The organism is Mesorhizobium sp. LSHC412B00, from assembly GCF_000503035.1.
In the GTDB taxonomy this organism is placed as follows: Bacteria; Pseudomonadota; Alphaproteobacteria; order Rhizobiales; family Rhizobiaceae; genus Mesorhizobium.
Genome location: NZ_AYWB01000003.1, coordinates 272,354 through 289,566, shown reverse-complemented (window position 1 = coordinate 289,566; position 17,213 = coordinate 272,354). Strand labels below are relative to the sequence as shown.

Annotated in this window: 17 protein-coding genes and 1 tRNA gene; 12 read left to right on the top strand and 6 right to left on the bottom strand. The window is 62.6% G+C overall.

Annotated elements, in window-relative coordinates; translation table 11 throughout:
- Nucleotides 1-6: 6 nt before the first annotated feature.
- Both X757_RS156760 and X757_RS156765 read right to left on the bottom strand, forming a co-directional pair.
- Complete coding sequence (locus tag X757_RS156760) at nucleotides 7-1,224, bottom strand: LL-diaminopimelate aminotransferase (protein ID WP_023681615.1); 1,218 nt, start codon at nucleotides 1,222-1,224, stop codon at nucleotides 7-9.
- A gap of 90 nt (nucleotides 1,225-1,314) precedes the next feature.
- On the bottom strand, nucleotides 1,315-1,725 hold the full coding sequence (locus tag X757_RS156765; protein WP_023667627.1) for a hypothetical protein: 411 nt from the start codon (nucleotides 1,723-1,725) through the stop codon (nucleotides 1,315-1,317).
- A gap of 97 nt (nucleotides 1,726-1,822) precedes the next feature.
- Here X757_RS156765 and phaC point away from each other — a divergent pair, with 97 nt between their 5' ends.
- From phaC to X757_RS156780, 3 genes are all read left to right on the top strand, one after another.
- The gene (gene phaC / locus X757_RS156770; protein WP_023725695.1) at nucleotides 1,823-3,658 is read left to right on the top strand and encodes a class I poly(R)-hydroxyalkanoic acid synthase; all 1,836 of its coding nucleotides are present in this window, start codon (nucleotides 1,823-1,825) and stop codon (nucleotides 3,656-3,658) included.
- Nucleotides 3,659-4,018: 360 nt separating this feature from the next.
- The gene (locus X757_RS156775) at nucleotides 4,019-5,140 is read left to right on the top strand and encodes a D-Ala-D-Ala carboxypeptidase family metallohydrolase (RefSeq protein WP_245275043.1); all 1,122 of its coding nucleotides are present in this window, start codon (nucleotides 4,019-4,021) and stop codon (nucleotides 5,138-5,140) included.
- 322 nt (nucleotides 5,141-5,462) lie between these two features.
- Nucleotides 5,463-5,537, top strand: a tRNA-Glu gene (locus tag X757_RS156780).
- Nucleotides 5,538-5,683: 146 nt separating this feature from the next.
- Here the strand turns inward: X757_RS156780 and X757_RS156785 are convergent.
- The 3 genes from X757_RS156785 to X757_RS156795 all read right to left on the bottom strand — a co-directional run bounded on the left by X757_RS156785 (nucleotide 5,684) and on the right by X757_RS156795 (nucleotide 7,410).
- Nucleotides 5,684-6,352, bottom strand: a complete 669-nt coding sequence (locus tag X757_RS156785; protein WP_023688243.1) for a DUF2161 domain-containing phosphodiesterase — start codon at nucleotides 6,350-6,352, stop codon at nucleotides 5,684-5,686.
- Nucleotides 6,353-6,691: 339 nt separating this feature from the next.
- Nucleotides 6,692-6,967 carry a DUF6074 family protein gene (locus X757_RS156790; RefSeq protein ID WP_023725693.1) on the bottom strand — a complete coding sequence of 92 codons (276 nt, stop codon included), beginning with the start codon at nucleotides 6,965-6,967 and terminating at the stop codon, nucleotides 6,692-6,694.
- A gap of 146 nt (nucleotides 6,968-7,113) precedes the next feature.
- The gene (locus tag X757_RS156795; protein ID WP_023667653.1) at nucleotides 7,114-7,410 is read right to left on the bottom strand and encodes a DUF982 domain-containing protein; all 297 of its coding nucleotides are present in this window, start codon (nucleotides 7,408-7,410) and stop codon (nucleotides 7,114-7,116) included.
- Nucleotides 7,411-7,689: 279 nt separating this feature from the next.
- On the opposite strand from X757_RS156795, the gene map reads away from it, so the two are divergent.
- The 4 genes from map (at nucleotide 7,690) to X757_RS1000000166310 (ending at nucleotide 10,793) form a co-directional block, all read left to right on the top strand.
- Entirely contained in the window at nucleotides 7,690-8,523 is an 834-nt protein-coding gene (gene map / locus X757_RS156800; RefSeq protein ID WP_023705982.1) for a type I methionyl aminopeptidase, read from the top strand.
- A 113-nt stretch (nucleotides 8,524-8,636) separates the two neighbouring features.
- Complete coding sequence (radC, locus tag X757_RS156805) at nucleotides 8,637-9,404, top strand: DNA repair protein RadC (protein WP_023705983.1); 768 nt, start codon at nucleotides 8,637-8,639, stop codon at nucleotides 9,402-9,404.
- 197 nt (nucleotides 9,405-9,601) lie between these two features.
- Entirely contained in the window at nucleotides 9,602-10,000 is a 399-nt protein-coding gene (locus X757_RS156810) for a RidA family protein (RefSeq protein ID WP_023681625.1), read from the top strand.
- A gap of 172 nt (nucleotides 10,001-10,172) precedes the next feature.
- Nucleotides 10,173-10,793 (top strand): isochorismatase family protein, encoded by a 621-nt coding sequence (locus X757_RS1000000166310; RefSeq protein ID WP_023725692.1) that lies wholly within the window; start codon nucleotides 10,173-10,175, stop codon nucleotides 10,791-10,793.
- 25 nt (nucleotides 10,794-10,818) lie between these two features.
- Here the strand turns inward: X757_RS1000000166310 and X757_RS156820 are convergent, their stop codons facing one another.
- Entirely contained in the window at nucleotides 10,819-11,733 is a 915-nt protein-coding gene (locus X757_RS156820) for a LysR family transcriptional regulator (RefSeq protein WP_023701662.1), read from the bottom strand.
- A 160-nt stretch (nucleotides 11,734-11,893) separates the two neighbouring features.
- Between X757_RS156820 and X757_RS156825 the strand changes: the two genes are divergently transcribed.
- The 5 genes from X757_RS156825 to X757_RS156845 all read left to right on the top strand — a co-directional run bounded on the left by X757_RS156825 (nucleotide 11,894) and on the right by X757_RS156845 (nucleotide 17,201).
- Entirely contained in the window at nucleotides 11,894-12,535 is a 642-nt protein-coding gene (locus tag X757_RS156825; protein WP_027050354.1) for a glutathione S-transferase family protein, read from the top strand.
- Between the two features lie 133 nt (nucleotides 12,536-12,668).
- Nucleotides 12,669-13,595: a DMT family transporter gene (locus tag X757_RS156830; protein WP_023667660.1), complete on the top strand. Its 927-nt coding sequence runs from the start codon at nucleotides 12,669-12,671 to the stop codon at nucleotides 13,593-13,595.
- A 228-nt stretch (nucleotides 13,596-13,823) separates the two neighbouring features.
- A complete protein-coding gene (locus X757_RS156835) occupies nucleotides 13,824-14,708 on the top strand; it encodes a cytochrome c oxidase subunit II (RefSeq protein WP_023667661.1) in 885 nt (294 codons plus the stop codon).
- A 22-nt stretch (nucleotides 14,709-14,730) separates the two neighbouring features.
- Nucleotides 14,731-16,500 (top strand): cytochrome c oxidase subunit I, encoded by a 1,770-nt coding sequence (ctaD, locus tag X757_RS156840; protein ID WP_023681631.1) that lies wholly within the window; start codon nucleotides 14,731-14,733, stop codon nucleotides 16,498-16,500.
- On the top strand, nucleotides 16,497-17,201 hold the full coding sequence (locus tag X757_RS156845) for a cytochrome c oxidase subunit 3 (protein WP_023688233.1): 705 nt from the start codon (nucleotides 16,497-16,499) through the stop codon (nucleotides 17,199-17,201). Before ctaD ends, X757_RS156845 begins: the two co-directional genes overlap by 4 nt.
- The last annotated feature ends 12 nt before the right edge of the window (nucleotides 17,202-17,213 follow it).

Sequence of the window (17,213 nt, the reverse complement as noted above, 5' to 3'; positions counted from 1 at the left end):
GCGACTTTAGCGATGCGCGGCGAGCGGCACCACATTGTTCGGCTGCTTGGCGCTGGACGCCAGGAAGCGCTTGATGTTGCGCGCCGCCTGCCGGATCCGGTGCTCGTTCTCGACCAGCGCGATGCGAACATGATCGTCGCCATGCTCGCCAAAGCCGATGCCCGGCGCCACCGCCACGTCGGCGTGCTCGATCAGGAGCTTGGAAAACTCAAGCGAGCCGAGATGCTTGAACGGCTCCGGGATCGGCGCCCAGGCGAACATCGAGGCAGCCGGTGCCGGAATGGTCCAGCCGGCGCGGCTGAAGGCATCGACCATGACGTCGCGGCGCTTCAAATAGACCTCGCGCACTTCGGCGATGTCGGCGCCGTCGCCATTCAGCGCATGCGCCGCCGCCACCTGGATCGGCGTGAAGGCGCCGTAGTCGAGATAGGACTTCACCCGCGTCAACGCCGAGATCAGCCGCTCATTGCCGACGGCAAAGCCCATGCGCCAGCCGGGCATGGAGAAGGTCTTCGACATCGAGGTGAACTCGACGCAGACATCGATGGCGCCCGGCACTTGCAGCACCGAAGGCGGCGGATTGCCGTCGAAATAGATCTCCGAATAGGCAAGGTCCGACAGGATGATGATGTCGTTCTTCTTGGCGAAGGCGACCACGTCCTTGTAGAAATCGAGCGAGGCGACCAGCGCCGTCGGGTTCGACGGATAGTTGAGGATCAATGCCAGTGGCTTCGGGATCGAATGACGGACACCGCGCTCGAGCGCCGGGATGAAGCCGTCATCCGGCTCGACCTGCAGCGAACGGATGACGCCGCCCGACATGATGAAGCCGAAAGCATGGATCGGATAGGTCGGGTTGGGGCACAGGATCACGTCGCCCGGCGCGGTGATCGCCTGCGCCATATTGGCGAAGCCTTCCTTCGAACCGAGCGTCGCCACCACCTGCGTGTCGGGATTGAGCTTCACGCCGAAACGGCGCTGATAATAGGCGGCCTGGGCGCGGCGCAGACCTGGGATGCCGCGCGAGGAGGAATAGCGATGCGTGCGCGGATCGCGCACCACTTCGCACAATTTGTCGACGATCGCCTTCGGAGTCGGCAGGTCGGGATTGCCCATGCCAAGGTCGATAATGTCAGCGCCGCGCGAACGGGCGCTGGCCTTCAGCCGGTTGACCTGCTCGAACACGTAGGGCGGAAGCCGGCGGACCTTGTGAAATTCTTCCATGTCAGTTCCAGACGATTTAAGATTGGCTTTAGCACAGTTGGCTTGGCTAGGCGCCCTTGGCAAAGACCGCTTTCGGCGCGCGATATAGCCTTATTTGCAGGTAGGGTCGAGGGCGGGATCGCATTTGGCTTCGATCTGCTTCAGCGTGTCCTTGCCATGGTTCTTCGCCAGCGAATTCAGCGCCGCCGGGCTGGTGGACGGGGCACCGCCGCCGCCCTTGGCCACTTGCCCCTGCTGTTCGCCCTTCAACTGAGCAAGCTTGGCCTGCGTCTCCTCAGGGGTGAGTTGCTTTGCCGCCACCTGCGGTGGGATGTTGAGATTGGGATAAGAGCCGGTGTCCTGCGCGCCCTGGGTCAGGCCGACATTCATCCCGTTGCCGGTGTTGGCGCTCGTGCAGCCACTTGCCGCCAGCAGCCCTGGCGCCAGACAGGCGATTGCAACCGCGATGCGGCAAAAGCGGCCTGCCCCCGAAAAAATGGTCTCGCCGGTGTTAATCGTCATATTGTTTTCCTGGCAGCCGGGGTACAGCGCATTGGACCCGGTCAGATGTCCCATGATAATATGTCAAGAAAACGCCTCGGGAGGAACCCCGCGAGCCATGTCCAAAACACCTGATTCGAGCAAAGCGGAAGATGATCAATCTTCGACCGTCGAGCAATATCTGGTGAAAGACCCGGAACGCTTCGCGTTGAACATGGCGCGTATGGTCGAACAGGCCGGCAAAGCCGCCTCCGCCTGGGCCGAGCCGCGCGAAAAGGGCGAGGTGCGCGATCATGTCGCCGAACCCGTGGTCGACATGGTAAAAACCTTTTCCAAGCTCAGCGAATATTGGCTGGCCGACCCGCAACGCGCGCTGGAAGCGCAGACGCGACTGTTCGCCGGCTACATGACGGTCTGGGGCAACGCCATCCAGAAGGTTAGCCCGAATGCCGAGGCGCCCGACGATGCGGTCAAGCCCGAGCGCGGCGACAAGCGTTTTCAAGACCCCGAATGGGGTCGCAACGCTTTCTTCGATTTCCTCAAACAGGCCTATCTCGTCACCTCGCGCTGGGCGGCCGACCTGGTCGAGCACGCCGAAGGCCTCGACGATCACACCCGCCATAAGGCCAGCTTCTACGTCAAGCAGGTGTCCAATGCCATCTCGCCGTCGAACTTCATCCTGACCAATCCGGAGCTGTTTCGAGAAACCGTTGCCTCGAATGGCGAAAACCTGGTGCGCGGCATGAAGATGCTGGCCGAAGACATCGCCGCCGGCAAGGGCGACCTGAAGCTGAGACAAGCTGACTATTCGCCCTTCGAGATCGGCAAGAACGTCGCGACATCTCCCGGCAAGGTGGTCGGGCGCAGCGATGTCGCCGAAATCATCCAGTACGATCCGACGACGGAGACGGTGGTCAAGCGCCCGCTGCTGATCTGCCCGCCCTGGATCAACAAGTTCTACATCCTCGATCTCAACCCGCAAAAGTCCTTCATCCGCTGGGCGATCGAGCAAGGCCATACCGTGTTCGTCATCTCCTGGATCAATCCCGACGAGCGGCACGGCGCCAAGGGCTGGGAAGCTTACATACGGGAAGGCCTGCAATACGGCCTCGACACGATCGAGAAGGCGACCGGCGAGAAAGAGGTCAACGCCATCGGCTATTGCGTCGGCGGCACGCTGCTGGCGGCCGCACTCGCACTGCTGGCACAGGAAGGCGACAACCGCATCAAATCGGCGACCTTCTTCACCACGCAGGTCGACTTCACCCATGCCGGCGACCTGAAAGTCTTCGTCGACGAGGACCAGGTGGCAGCGGTCGAGAAATCGATGAACGAAAAGGGCTACCTCGACGGCACCAAGATGGCGACCGCCTTCAACATGCTGCGCTCGGGCGACCTGATCTGGCCTTATGTCATCAACAATTACATGCGCGGCAAGGATCCCCTTCCCTTCGACCTGCTCTACTGGAACGCCGATTCCACCCGCATGGCGGCCGCCAACCACTCCTTCTACCTGCGCAACTGTTATCTCGAGAACAATCTGACGCGTGGCGTGATGGAACTCGCCGGCCGCACTTTGTCGCTGGCCGACGTCACCATCCCGGTTTACAACCTGGCGTCGAAGGAAGATCACATCGCGCCGGCCCTTTCCGTGTTTCACGGCTCGCAATATTTCGGCGGTGAGGTCGAGTTTGTGATGGCTGGTTCCGGCCACATTGCCGGTGTCGTCAACCCGCCGGCAGCCAAGAAATACCAGTACTGGACCGGCGGCAAACCGACAGGCGATTTTGACCAGTGGCTCGCCTCCGCGGTGGAGCATCCCGGCTCCTGGTGGACGCATTGGCAGCACTGGATCGAGACCCAGGACGACACCCTCGTTCCGGCCCGCAAACCGGGCAAGCACATGAAAACCCTGGGTGATGCCCCCGGCACCTATGTGAAGGTGCGTGTGTAACGGCGGGCACCTTTTGCAGGTGCCTGTGTGTAACGGAATGTAATGTCTGGTGAGTTGACGAGCCGGCAAAACGGGGCGAAATGGTGTCGTCAACCTTCAAGAAGCCTCAATTGGCCTCCAACGAGCAAATAATTCAGAGGCTTGCAGAATTGACACAAGTCTCGTTTCCGGTTTGGGAACACAAGGTTATTGGATGTGAACGTTTCGACGCCGCACCAATAGCAGGCCGACCGGACACCGAGGGGGAATTTAGTTTTGAAATCAGCAGGATCGCGTCTCGCGGGGAGAGAAGGTCGCACTATAGCGGCAGCGCTTTTCTCCGTGCTTCTGGCGTCCTGCACCTCCGCTGGCGACCCCACAATGTCCGTCGGCATGCCTGGCTACAACGCGACCGCTTCTGACATCTCCGCGGCTTCCGGCGCCAGCCCTGCGGCGCCGGGCGATTCGACCGTGCAGGTCACATCCACCGGGCCGCAGATGATGATGACGGCAGCGGGCGATGCGACACTGCCCGAGCAGGTCGCCTATGTGCCGGTGGCCAAGCCCGGCACCGGCTTCCCGGTCAATGTTCCCGCCGGCTCCGAAACCATTGTCGGCCAGACGCCGCAGTCGCTGCAGCAGTCAGCACAGACCGCGGCGGCAACGGACGCCGTGGCGCAGAAGATCGCCGCCGCCGATGCCGGCGTGACCGCACCGAAAGCGACGGCAGCGGCACCCGCGACCAACGAGGTCTACGTGACCGCCGCGCCCCAGCAGATCGACACGCCGAAGAAGGGCTTCCTGGCCTCACTGTTCAGCACCACGCCAACCTCGGCGGCACCTGCTCCGCTGGTCAACTCGCGCTCGGGCGAACAGCCTGCGGTTGCTTCCCAGAAGGCCGCCCCGGCAAAGCCGATCATCACGCTAGCGTCAGCCAATTCCGCCGACAAGCCCTTGCAGCTTGCCTCGCTTGGCAACGAGAGCAACCACATCACCGGCAGCGATGCCTTGCCCGGCGTGCGCCAGACGGCGCTGTTCGAGATCAAGCGCAAATCCGGCCTCGACGACGAAAGCGACGTCGACCTGAACGAGGACGAGGGTTCGGGCGGCGCCTATCAGGTGGCCTCCGCCGCCGGCCTCGCCCGGCTGGCGCCCAATGGCCTGTTGAAGCAAAACGAGAGCGTCGACGTCGCCTGCCTGAAGCCGTCGCTGGTGCGGGTGCTGAAGACCATCGAAGGCCATTACGGCCGCAAGATGATGGTCACATCAGGCTACCGCGACCCGGCCCGCAACCGCCGCGCCAACGGCGCCAAGAATTCGCTGCACATGTATTGCGCCGCCGCCGACATCCAGGTTCCCGGCGTCTCCAAATGGGAACTGGCGAGCTACATCCGAACCATGCCCGGCCGCGGCGGCGTCGGCACCTACTGCCATACCGAATCCGTTCACGTCGACGTCGGCCCCGAGCGCGACTGGAACTGGCGCTGCCGCCGGCGGGGGTAGCATCCCCATTCGGCAAACGGGCCGAGGGGCTGTTAGCAGCCCGCCGTTTTTTCCGATTAGCTATCAGCGACGTTCGAGATTAGCCGAGGCACCCGCGACTTCGTCATCCTATGGCGAAGCAAGGAGCGCAGCGACGCAGCGCAGACCAAGGATGACGACTGCGCGGCGCGTTCATCCAAAGATGTGCAACGACGCGAGGCCAGAAACCTGCGCTGGCTCACCAAACTGGCTTTTCTTGCCCCTCTTGAAAAAAGTTTCCGCATCTTGCGGCTGATGGGTTGCCGGTTGGCAACAACGCAATTATAAGCCGCTTCGTCTGAGCGCGCCCATCGTCTAGCGGTTAGGACACCGCCCTTTCACGGCGGTAACAGGGGTTCGATTCCCCTTGGGCGTACCAGATCTTTCAGGAAAACAGGAAGCCTCGCGGCAGCCGCCGAACTAGCAGCGGCTGGAAGGGTGGCGCGGCGCATCGGTTGAAACGGCGAACAGCGGCTGCCGTGCCGAGGTTTCCCTCGGCGCCTGCTCGCGGCAATCTCCGGCCACTCACCCCTGGTCGTGCGCTACCTGCGGCCAGCGCTGTAACGCCGCGTGGCCACCCTCGGTCAGCGCGTAGACGCCGCGCTCGGCCCTGGCGAACCAGCCATAGACATTGTCCAATAGGATGCTGGCCGCGCGCGGCGAAATCGCTTTCAGATCGCGCGGGCGTTTCGGCCCGTCGGTCATGGCTGCGGCGCAGGCCAGCGCATCCTGCCGGTAGGCCGTCATGATCGGGGCTCGCGAGCCACCGCCGACCACCGGATCGCCGCGCCGGCGCCGGTGTTCCTCCATCAGCCGCGAGCGCCGCTTTGGATCGCGACGCGGCGGCAGAGCGGCCGGGCTGAGCAGCAATTCGACCTCCCCCTTGCCGCTGACAGCCAGAAGCCCGAAGCCGAGCCGCCGGCACAGCGCGCGAAAACGGCGGTCGTGCTCGCGGCCTTTGCCACGCGCCGACATGCGCGCGGCCAGCCACACTTCGTCGCATGCCGCCGCGCGATCGACACCTTGCAGCACCAGTTCGAGGTTGAACTGCAATTTCAGTTCGCAGATGACCAGCACAGGCGGCTCGCCGTCGCGCACCGCCACGATATCACAGTGGCCGACTTCGCCCTTGACCGTGAATTCCAGGCTCTCGAGAAACCGCTTCACCGGGATGTAGAGAGACGTTTCCTGCATCGCGCAGGCATAGCCGATTCGGACCGGACCGGCACAGGGATCGCCGAGAGGCCGACGCCTTGCGCTAAACCGCCTCGATCCCACCATCTGCAAAAGCCATCCGTCAGGCAGGTTCTCCGGCGTGACGGTCCCGCCATAGCGCTCGACGATTTCCTTGGCGATGACCGACGTCGCCAGGGCCGAGCGCGACCAGTATTTCATCGCCTGTCTCGCGTTCAACAAGGCGCTCGCCGTGGCTGGGACGGCACGATCGACAGCGTAAGGCCCGAGATTCGTCGACGCCAAGACCGGTCCACGGTTGGCCACACAATGATGAGCGCGTGTGTGCTCTGTTTGAGGCTAGGGGCGGGTGCGCGTCCGGCGCTGCCCCGGTGCGGCATCGTCCGCCTTGAAATGCATCTCGTCCTGGACCGCGGCAAAAAACCGGCGGACATCGTTGGCCGCCGAAGCTGCATCGCTGCCGGCTGCGACCGCCTTGTCGAGGAGTTCGCGCGCCGTGGCCTTCCAGAACGACGTGGCCGTGTCGCCGTGCAGTCTGCCCAGCCTTGCGGCGACCTCGCGCACCAGCACGGTCTGCCGATCTAGCGGGAAGGTACGCACATTGGCTGAAGACATGTTCTGCACCATGAAACCGACGCAACGAATCAGACGCTGCTCTATGGCTCATGCCTAGCTGTGAAGTCGGAAACGGAACCTTAACGCCGCGGAGTCCGCGCCGATTGGAACGAGTCGGTTGGCCGGCCTCCAGGCCAAGCAGAACTCTAGACCCTCAGGCCCCTCGCCTCGCCGGCGCGCTTGGCCGTAACCATCATATCCCTGGCCAGCAGGCCACTGACCCGGCAAAACGCCATGAAGGCGCGCCAGGCATCCTCAGTCTTGACCACATCCACCGTGGCCCCGAAGCAGGCATTGAACGCCGCCTCATAGACCTTGCCCTGTCGCTTCTTTGGCCAGTCATGCAGGATATCCAGCGCCTGTTCGACGCTGTATATTTCCTCTACCGGCAGCCCGGGCGCGGGCGCGATGCGCACCGGCACCTCGAATTGCAATCTGTCCATTCTATATCTCCCGAACTGGCGTCGACCACAGCAACGCCGTTCGTCGTCAAAAGTTGCTTTGGCTGCTTTTGCGCGAAAATGTGTCGTCAGTGCGATCTCGGCATTCGGAGGAGATCGCGCACCTGGATGTCATCTGAGCGGCCGCGCAAGCCAGGAATATCGCCAGTATCAGTCCATTGCCGGCAGTTCTTCCTTGAACCTTGCGGCTTGCAGTGCCAAATCTGAGGAAATTTTCTAACGGGCTGGTATGCGCCGCCCGCTTACAGGCAAACGGACACTATGGTCACCTATCTCGACGCCGCCACGGCACCCCTCAGGAATACCGGCCAGATCCGCCTCTATGCCGAAGAAGGATTTGCCGGCATGCGCAAGGCCTGCGATCTCACCGCGCGCTGCCTCGATGAACTGGTGCCGATGGTCCAGCCGGGTGTCACCACCGAGACCATCGACCGTTTCGTCTTCGAATTCGGCATGGACCAAGGCGCGCTACCGGCGACGCTCAACTACCGCGGCTACACCAAATCGTCCTGCACCTCGATCAACCACGTCGTTTGCCACGGCATTCCAGACAACAAGCCGTTGAAGGATGGCGACATCGTCAACATCGATGTCACCTACATCCTCGACGGCTGGCACGGGGATTCCTCGCGCATGTATCCCGTCGGCACCATCAAGCGCGCCGCCGAACGCCTGCTCGAAGTCACCCACGAGTGCCTGATGCGCGGCATCGCGGCGGTCCGGCCCGGCGCCCGCACCGGCGCCATCGGCGCCGCCATCCAGACCTATGCCGAGGCAGAGCGCTGCTCGGTGGTGCGCGATTTCTGCGGCCACGGCGTTGGCCAGCTGTTCCACGACGCACCCAACATCCTGCACTATGGCACCGCCTCGGAAGGCGTCGAGATGCGGCCGGGCATGATCTTCACCATCGAGCCCATGATCAATCTTGGCCGGCCGCATGTGAAAGTGCTGTCGGACGGCTGGACGGCGGTGACGCGCGACCGCTCGCTGTCGGCGCAGTACGAACACACGATCGGCGTCACCGAAACTGGCTGCGAGATTTTCACCCTGTCGCCAAACAAGCTCGACCGCCCCGGCCTGCCGCCGGTCAGCTGAAAACAAGATCGCCTCAAGCCGCGGCTTTGAGGCGCCGTCGCCGAAAAAACTCGACCGCGCGCTGCTTACCGCTCTAATCTGCCGTCGAAGCCTTCGGGGAGTGTGGGGGGTCGATGGGGAACAGCGGTGACGACGAACGGGGGTTCTTCTCCGAGCGGTGGCTTGAACCACCGGCGAAGGACAAGGCACCAAGAGACAAATCGACGGACAAGCCACACTATCACGGCCATCGCGACCGCTTGCGCGAGCGCTTCGTTGCCGGCGGCGCGGACGCCCTGCCCGACTACGAACTTCTCGAACTGCTGCTGTTTCGCCTGATCCCGCGCGTCGACACCAAGCCGATCGCCAAGGCGCTTTTGGCGCGCTTCGGCACTTTTGGCGAAGTGCTTGGCGCACCGGTGGCGCTGCTGCAGGAGGTGAAGGGCATCGGCCCCGCCGTGGCGGTCGACCTGAAGGTGATTGCCGCTGCCGCGCAGCGCATGGCGCGGACCGAGGTTCGCGACCGCGAGGTGCTGTCCAACTGGACGCAGCTTCTTGCGTACTGCCGCTCGGCGATGGCGTTCGAGAACCGCGAACATTTCCGCATCCTGTTCCTCGACAAGAAGAACGTGCTGATCGCCGACGAGGTACAGCAGGTCGGCACCGTGGACCACACGCCGGTCTATCCGCGCGAAGTGATCAAGCGCGCGCTGGAACTGTCGGCCAGCGCCGTCATCCTGGTGCATAACCACCCTTCCGGCGATCCGACACCATCGCGTGCGGACATCGAAATGACCAAGCAGATCATCGACAGCGCCAAGCCGCTCGGCATCGCCGTCCACGACCACATCATCATCGGCAAGAAAGGCAATGCCTCGATGAAGGGCCTGCTGCTGATCTGAGCCCGACGCTCGCCGGCGCCGTCAACCCAAACGCCACCGCTCGCGAGCCAATCAGCAACATTCCGGCTTGGCTCAAACGCCCACGCTTGCGGTGTAGAAGTGATATTGTGACGGAAGCGCCCGCTTCGGCGACAATGTCGTAGACTCGCGAATACGAAGCAGCCAGTTCCCGTCAGCCATTGCAGGAGATCTATTCAATGACGCTCGAATGCATAAATCCAAATGATCTGCCGATTCCGGAAATGTACTCCCAGGTCGTCGTTGCGACAGGAAGCAAGCTGGTGTTCGTCTCGGGCCAGCAGCCAGAAGACATACACGGCAAGCTCGTTGGCCATGGTGATTTCGCAGTCCAGGCGCGCCTGGCGTTCGGGAATCTTGGCCGTGCGCTTGCTGCCGCCGGCGCTCGGCCCGAGCAAGTCTGCAAGATCACGATCTACATCGTCGATTACAAACGCGACGAACACGTGCCGATCATCGAAGCGGCCCAGATCGAGCTGTTCGGCGATCACAAGCCGGCAAACGTAGTGGTCGGGATAGCGGTGATGTCTCCCGGCTACCTGATAGAGATCGATGCGATCGCGGTCATCGACCCGTAGGCCAAGCGAGGACGCGTCAAGTCGCCCAAACCAATCCCGGAGCTCGCTGCGAGATTGCCACGACCTTGATCTCTCCATCCATCCACGATCACATCGTCATCGGCAGGAATTGCGATGTCTCGATGAAGAGCCTGCTGCTCACCTGATCAACGTCGGAAACAGGAAACACGCAATGCCCCAGCCCGGCGACGAACCATGGCCGTTCGACAAGCAACGCGCAGCCCTCCTGGTCATCGACACGCAAAGCGACTTTGTCGATGAGGGCGCCGTCATGGAAGTGGCCATGGCCCGCCATCGCATTCCGGCGATGCGGCAGGTGGTCGAGCTTTGCCGCGCGCAAGGCGTCCCGGTTATCTACACCCAGCATGTGCTCAGCGACCATTTCGATATCTCGCCGCTGGAAACCGGCTATCAGCCGAAGCTGAAAACCAAAGGAATGCGGGAAGGCAGCGCCGGCGCCGAAATCGTCGCCGCGCTTGCGCCCTTGCCTGGGGATGTCGTCATCAAGAAGCACCGCTACGATGCCTTCCACAACACGCAGCTCGAGACCGTGTTGCGCAACATCCGTGGCGCAGGCCGGGTCGACACGGTGATCATCATCGGCACCGTGACCAGCATCTGCTGCGAATCCACCGCGCGGAGCGCCTTCATGCGCGACTACAAGGTGGCTTTCATCAGCGACGCCAATGGCGGACTGGACGAGGCATCGCACAATGCAACCCTCGACATCATAGGCAAGGTGTTCGGGCGCGTGATGACGGTTGCCGAGCTTGGGAACCTGTTGCGGAGTTGAACCCCAGCGTCAGCTGGCGTGCGTCTCAAGCTCCGGCGCCGAGCCTGCCCTCAAGAAGGTCGCGCCGCTGCTGCAATTCGCCGGAGACGAATTTGGTGAAGGCGTGGACGCGCGCCGTGCGGCGCAAATCGTCGTGCACCAGCACCCACAGCGCCGAGCCGATCTCCTCGATCAGCCCTCCGACCCTTACAAGCCCGGGCAGGCTGTCGCCGAGATAACAGGGCAGCGCCGCAACCCCGATTCCGGCGCCCGCCGCATGCGACATCGTCACCAGGGAATCGGCGCGTATGGCGATCTCGACATCGGGCAGCGACGACCGCATCCAGCGGGCGACGCCGGTGTTGGCCAGGCTGTCGTCGGGCGCGATCCAGCGCAGCGCACCCAGTCTCGGCTCCGGGGGTAGCGTTTCGGCATAGGAACGTGTCGCGTAGGCGGCGAAGGCGACGCCCGAAATGCGCCGGCCGACCAGGATTTCCTGCGGTTGCGACACCGGCCTGATCGCCACGTCTGCATCCCTTTGCGTCAGGTTGGCGATGGAATTCTGCGTCATCGCCTCGACCCGTATGCCGGGATGGAGCTTATGAAACGCCGCCAGGATCGGCGGCAGCACCGATGCCATCAGCGTATCGGTGGTGGTGACCCGCAACCTGCCTTCGAACCTGAGATCCTGCCCCGACAGTTTGCGCGCCAGTTCATTGACCGTCTCGGCCATTGTGCGTGCCGCGCCCAGCAGTTCCTCGCCGCCCGCGGTGAGGGCATAGCCAGTCGGCAGCCGATCGAAAAGGCGGATACCCAGCCGCGCCTCGAAGGCGTTGACGCGCCGCAGCACAGTCGTGTGGTTCACGCCTAGGATCCGAGCCGCCGCCGCCAGCGAAGCGCCATCGGCGACGGCCAGCACCATGCGCAGATCTTCCCAGTCGATATCGCGTGAGCTGTGCATTCTTGCAGAAAGATAAAAGAAAGCGCTGCGCTCTGCGAGTCAAAATGACGCTTCGCTGTGCAAAAACGCAGAGCAAGCGGGCGAATCGGCATGTCGATCTGCGCATGCACGCACGCCATATGGAGTCCGACGACAAAAGAAACAGTCGCGGAGAAGAGCCATGACGCCGATAGAACTCTACACCTGCCAGACACCCAACGGGCACAAGGCCTCGATCATGCTGGAAGAGGTCGGCCTGCCCTACTCGGTCCGCTTGGTCGACATCGAAAGGGGCGACCAGACCAAGCCTGATTTCCTGGCGCTCAATCCCAACAACAAGATCCCGGTGATCGTCGACCGGGACGCCGGCCGCACGGTCTTCGAATCCGGCGCCATCCTACACTACCTGGCGCGACGGTCGGGCAAGCTTCAGCCGGTGGGCGCGCAGGAGGCGGACGATACGCTGACCTGGACCTTGTTCCAGGCGGCCCATGTCGGCCCGACGCTTGGCCAATTGTGGAATTACAAAATCTTCGCGCCGGAAAAAATCCCTTATGTGATCGAGCGTTTTGAGCGCGAAACCGGACGCGTCTTCCGAGTGCTCAATAGCCGGCTCAAGAACTATGAGCACATCGTCGGCAAAAGCTACGGCATCGCCGATGTGATGACATGGCCATGGATCAACGCGGCCGTCACCAGGCTCGGCCTCAGCCTCGATGACGCGCCAGACCTGGCGCGTTGGTATGCCGCCATAGGCCGACGCTCCGCAGTTGTCAGAGGCATTGCCGTTCCCGCCCTGCCCGAAGCATCGGCTGCCGCTTAGATCATGATGAGATTTGGTTGAAATCTCATCATGACCTAACCCTTTGTTGGAGCATGATCTTTTCCAAAAAACCGGCACCCACTTTTTGGGATCATGCCCTAGCCGCCGCACCCCGCATTCAAGGAATACGATCGTGGAAATCCTCTTCGTCCCTCTGGCGCTTGTCGCCGGTGGCCTGCTTGCGGTGCAAGCCGGCGCCAATGCCCAACTTTCAAAGGCGGTCGGCTCACCCTTTGCCGCGACCACGCTTCAGCTCGCGGTCGGCGCCATCGTGCTGTTGTCGATCACGGCCCTCACCGGAACGACACCGGCTCTGCTTGCCGTTCGGCAAGCCGAATGGTGGCATGCGATCGGCGGCATGGCTTCGGCCTTCTACGTTGTTTCGACCATTCTTCTGTTCCCTCGCCTTGGCGCCGTCGTGTCCGTCGGGCTCTTCATCGCTGGGCAGATGCTTGCATCCTTCGCCCTCGACACGTTCGGCTGGCTCGGGATCCCCGAAGCCGGACTGCGAGCCGGGCCTGCCTTCGGCATGCTCGTCTTGCTTGCCGGGGCTGCCCTCATCGTTCTGGGACAGAAGGGCGCGGCCGACAATACCGCATCCTCAAGACCAGGGTGGATCGGACTGGCGCTGCTGGCAGGCGCCGTGCTTCCGGTGCAAGGCGCTGTAAACGCCTTGCTTCGGCACGACCTTGGCGGCGCGCCGTTTGCGGTCGGCACCATCTCGTTCCTGGTGGCGATGCTGGCCATGGCCGCGGTGCTTCTGATCGCGCTTGCCCTGACGAAGACGCCCCGCCCTCGCCTCGCCGGCTTGTCGTCGATGCCCTGGTGGGGCTGGCTCGGAGGTTTTGCCGGCGCCACCTATGTCACGACCGTGTTCACCGCCATCCCCGTCATCGGAGCGGCAGCTGCCGTCAGCCTGACGGTGGCCGGCCAGCAGGTCGCCGGCATCTTCGTCGACACCTTCGGCTGGTTCCGCCTGCCGCAGCGGCTTGTCTCCGGCATGCGGCTCGCCGGCGTCGTGCTGCTTTTGGCCGGCTGCATCATCATCAAGGCGCTTTGATCCCGCTGGAACAAGGCAAGCCGAATCAAACCAGCCCCTGCCCTCCCTGATTTGGGGGGTCAGGTGTCGCTCCGGCGTCACCAACGAAGCAAGGTCCGGGCGCCGCCGAAGCAATTTTTCGCTCCTTCCACAACCGGCTCTAGAATTTCGATCGCAAATCACGCATGATGCACTTGGTATTTTCCCGGGACGGCTTCGCGCCCCCTGAAATACCGGGAGGAACGGGACATGCCCATAGTGGTTGTACTCGTTTTGATCGTCGTGGGCTCGGTGTTGTTCCACTTCCTGAGCCCATGGTGGTGGACTCCGATTGCCTCGAATTGGGACTATATCGACAACACCATCATCATCACCTTTTGGATTACCGGCGTCGTCTTCGCCGCAGTCGTCCTATTCATGGCCTATTGCGTTTTCCGCTTCCGTCACCGCGAAGGCAACCAGGCGGCCTACGAACCGGAGAACAAGCGGCTCGAATGGTGGCTGACGATCGTCACCGGAGTGGGTGTTACCGCCATGCTGGTTCCCGGCCTGTTTGTCTGGAGCCGGTTCGTCAACGTTCCAAGCGACGCAACCGTGGTCGAAGTCGTCGGCCAGCAATGGCAGTGGAGCTTCCGCTTGCCCGGCAAGGACGGCAAACTCGGCACATCCGACACCCGCGACGTCACCGCTGAAAATCCGCTGGGCGTGATCGCCAAGGATCCCAGCGGCCAGGACGACGTCGTGGTCGAAGCGGCCGACCTGCATCTGCCGGTCGGCAAGCCGGTCAAGATGCTGCTGCGCTCGATCGATGTGTTGCACGATTTCTACGTTCCGGAATTCCGCGCCAAGATGGACATGATACCGGGCTCGGTCACCTATTTCTGGTTCACCCCCACCAAGACCGGGACCTTCCAGGTTCTGTGCGCCGAACTGTGCGGCCAGGGGCACCCGATGATGCATGGCATCGTCATGGTCGATACCGAGCAGGACTATGTGGCCTGGCTCGACCAGCAGCAGACGTTCGCGCAGTTGTCGGCGCCGCAGCAGACGGGCTCGGTGGAACAGGCGCCGGGCAACGCGACGGCGTCAGCTCTAGAAGTTGCGGCAAAACTCGAAACTGTCGGGTCCCGCTGAAGGGCACGGAGGTGCTCCGCCTATGGTCGATATCACGCCTGCAGATGCCGTCCCGCCCGCCGAAGTCGCGGAAATGGAGCTTTACCATCCGCACAGCTGGTGGACGAAGTATGTCTTCTCGCAGGACGCCAAGGTCATCGCCATCCAGTATTCGGCGACCGCAACGGCCATCGGCCTGGTCGCGCTGGTGCTGTCCTGGCTGATGCGGCTGCAGCTCGGCTTCCCCGGCACGTTCGATTTCATCACCCCCGAGGCCTACTACCAGTTCATCACCATGCACGGCATGATCATGGTGATCTACCTGCTCACGGCACTCTTCCTCGGCGGCTTCGGCAACTACCTGATCCCGCTGATGGTCGGCGCCCGCGACATGGTCTTTCCCTATGTCAACATGCTGAGCTACTGGATCTACCTCCTTGCCGTGCTGGTGCTGGTGTCGAGCTTCTTTGCGCCCGGCGGACCGACCGGCGCCGGGTGGACGCTCTATCCGCCGCAAGCCATCATGACCGGCACACCTGGCGGCCAGGAATGGGGCATCATCCTGATGCTCGTCTCGCTGATCCTGTTCATCATCGGCTTCACCATGGGCGGTCTGAACTATGTCGTGACGGTGCTGCAGGCCCGCACGCGCGGCATGACGATGATGCGCCTGCCGCTGACCGTCTGGGGCATCTTCACCGCCACCGTCATGGCGCTGCTCGCCTTTCCGGCGCTGTTCGTCGCCTGCGTGATGATGCTGCTTGACCGCGCGCTTGGAACCTCCTTTTTCATGCCCGCGGTCGTCGAGATGGGGGAACAGCTACAGCACAATGGCGGCAGCCCGATCCTGTTCCAGCATCTGTTCTGGTTCTTCGGCCACCCGGAAGTCTACATCGTGGCGCTGCCGGCCTTCGGCATCGTCTCCGATCTGATCAGCACGCATGCGCGCAAGAACATTTTTGGCTACCGGATGATGGTCTGGGCCATCGTTGGCATCGGCGCGCTGAGCTTCGTGGTCTGGGCGCACCACATGTATGTCAGCGGCATGCACCCCTATTTCGGCTTCTTCTTCGCCACCACGACACTGATCATCGCCATCCCGACGGCGATCAAGGTCTACAATTGGGTGCTGACGCTGTGGCGGGGCGACATCCATCTCACCATACCGATGCTGTTTGCCATGGCTTTCATCGTCACCTTCGTCAATGGCGGGTTGACCGGGCTGTTTCTCGGCAACGTCGTCGTCGACGTCCCGCTGTCGGACACGATGTTCGTCGTCGCTCACTTCCATATGGTCATGGGTGTTGCTCCGATCGTCGTCATCTTCGGCGCGATCTACCACTGGTACCCGAAGGTCACCGGCCGGATGCTGAACGAGACGCTCGGCCGGTTCCATTTCTGGGTCACATTTCTCGGCGCCTACCTGATCTTCTTTCCCATGCATTACATCGGCCTGATGGGCGTGCCGCGGCGCTATGCCGAACTGACCGACGTGACGGTCATGACGGAGTCGGCGCATCACCTGAACTCGTTCATCAGCATCATGGCGTTTATCGTCGGCTTCGCCCAGATCGTTTTCCTGTTCAATCTTATCTGGAGCATCCGCCATGGGCGCGAGGCCGGTGGCAATCCATGGCGAGCCACGACACTCGAATGGCAAACGCCGCAGACGCCACCGGCGCATGGCAATTTCGGCAAGGATCTGCCGATCGTCTATCGCTGGGCCTATGACTACAGCGTGCCGGGCGCCAAGGAGGACTTCATTCCGCAAAACATGCCGGGCACGTTCGGCCCCTCCAGGGAGCCGGCATGAGCGTCATCCTGGTCTTCCTTCTCGTGATCGCCGGCTTTGCCGGCTGGTGGCTCTCGCATCAGCGGCTGATGGCGAAACCATGGCTCGAGCAAGGTGTGGCAGGAGATTTTGTCGCCTTCGACCGATCGAGCCTGCCGACCGCCAAGATTGGCCTCGGTGTCTTCCTCGCCGTGGTCGGCTGCCTGTTTGCGCTGTTCACCAGCGCCTACTTCATGCGTATGGCGCTGTCGGACTGGCAGCCGCTGCCCATCCCACGCCTGCTCTGGCTCAACACCGGCATGCTGGTGCTGAGCAGCGTTGCGCTGCAATGCGCCTCGATCGCGGCGCGCAAGCGCCAGATGGACACGGTCAGGCTCGGCCTTGCTGCGGCTGGGCTCACCGCGATCGCCTTCCTCATCGGGCAGCTCATGGCATGGCGGGACCTGACCGCCGATGGCTATTTTCTGGCCTCCAATCCGGCCAACAGTTTTTTCTACCTGATAACCGGGATGCACGGCCTGCATATAGTGGGAGGGCTGGTGGGCCTGGGCAGGACAACCGCCGGCGCCTGGAACGGGGCACGGCCGGAACGGCTTCGCCTCAGCGTCGAATTATGCGCCATGTACTGGCATTTCCTGCTTTTCGTCTGGCTCGCCATCTTCGCTCTTTTAGCCGGCTGGGCCGCGACGTTCATCGATATTTGCCGGCAGTTGCTGACCTAGGAGGTCGAGGAG

Coding starts and splice junctions, on each gene's coding strand:
- X757_RS156760 (WP_023681615.1), bottom strand. CDS start 1,224: ATGGAAGAATTTCACAAGGTCCGCCGGCTTCCGCCCTACGTGTTCGAG.
- X757_RS156765 (WP_023667627.1), bottom strand. CDS start 1,725: ATGACGATTAACACCGGCGAGACCATTTTTTCGGGGGCAGGCCGCTTT.
- phaC (WP_023725695.1), top strand. CDS start 1,823: ATGTCCAAAACACCTGATTCGAGCAAAGCGGAAGATGATCAATCTTCG.
- X757_RS156775 (WP_245275043.1), top strand. CDS start 4,019: ATGTCCGTCGGCATGCCTGGCTACAACGCGACCGCTTCTGACATCTCC.
- X757_RS156785 (WP_023688243.1), bottom strand. CDS start 6,352: ATGCAGGAAACGTCTCTCTACATCCCGGTGAAGCGGTTTCTCGAGAGC.
- X757_RS156790 (WP_023725693.1), bottom strand. CDS start 6,967: ATGTCTTCAGCCAATGTGCGTACCTTCCCGCTAGATCGGCAGACCGTG.
- X757_RS156795 (WP_023667653.1), bottom strand. CDS start 7,410: ATGGACAGATTGCAATTCGAGGTGCCGGTGCGCATCGCGCCCGCGCCC.
- map (WP_023705982.1), top strand. CDS start 7,690: ATGGTCACCTATCTCGACGCCGCCACGGCACCCCTCAGGAATACCGGC.
- radC (WP_023705983.1), top strand. CDS start 8,637: ATGGGGAACAGCGGTGACGACGAACGGGGGTTCTTCTCCGAGCGGTGG.
- X757_RS156810 (WP_023681625.1), top strand. CDS start 9,602: ATGACGCTCGAATGCATAAATCCAAATGATCTGCCGATTCCGGAAATG.
- X757_RS1000000166310 (WP_023725692.1), top strand. CDS start 10,173: ATGCCCCAGCCCGGCGACGAACCATGGCCGTTCGACAAGCAACGCGCA.
- X757_RS156820 (WP_023701662.1), bottom strand. CDS start 11,733: ATGCACAGCTCACGCGATATCGACTGGGAAGATCTGCGCATGGTGCTG.
- X757_RS156825 (WP_027050354.1), top strand. CDS start 11,894: ATGACGCCGATAGAACTCTACACCTGCCAGACACCCAACGGGCACAAG.
- X757_RS156835 (WP_023667661.1), top strand. CDS start 13,824: ATGCCCATAGTGGTTGTACTCGTTTTGATCGTCGTGGGCTCGGTGTTG.
- ctaD (WP_023681631.1), top strand. CDS start 14,731: ATGGTCGATATCACGCCTGCAGATGCCGTCCCGCCCGCCGAAGTCGCG.
- X757_RS156845 (WP_023688233.1), top strand. CDS start 16,497: ATGAGCGTCATCCTGGTCTTCCTTCTCGTGATCGCCGGCTTTGCCGGC.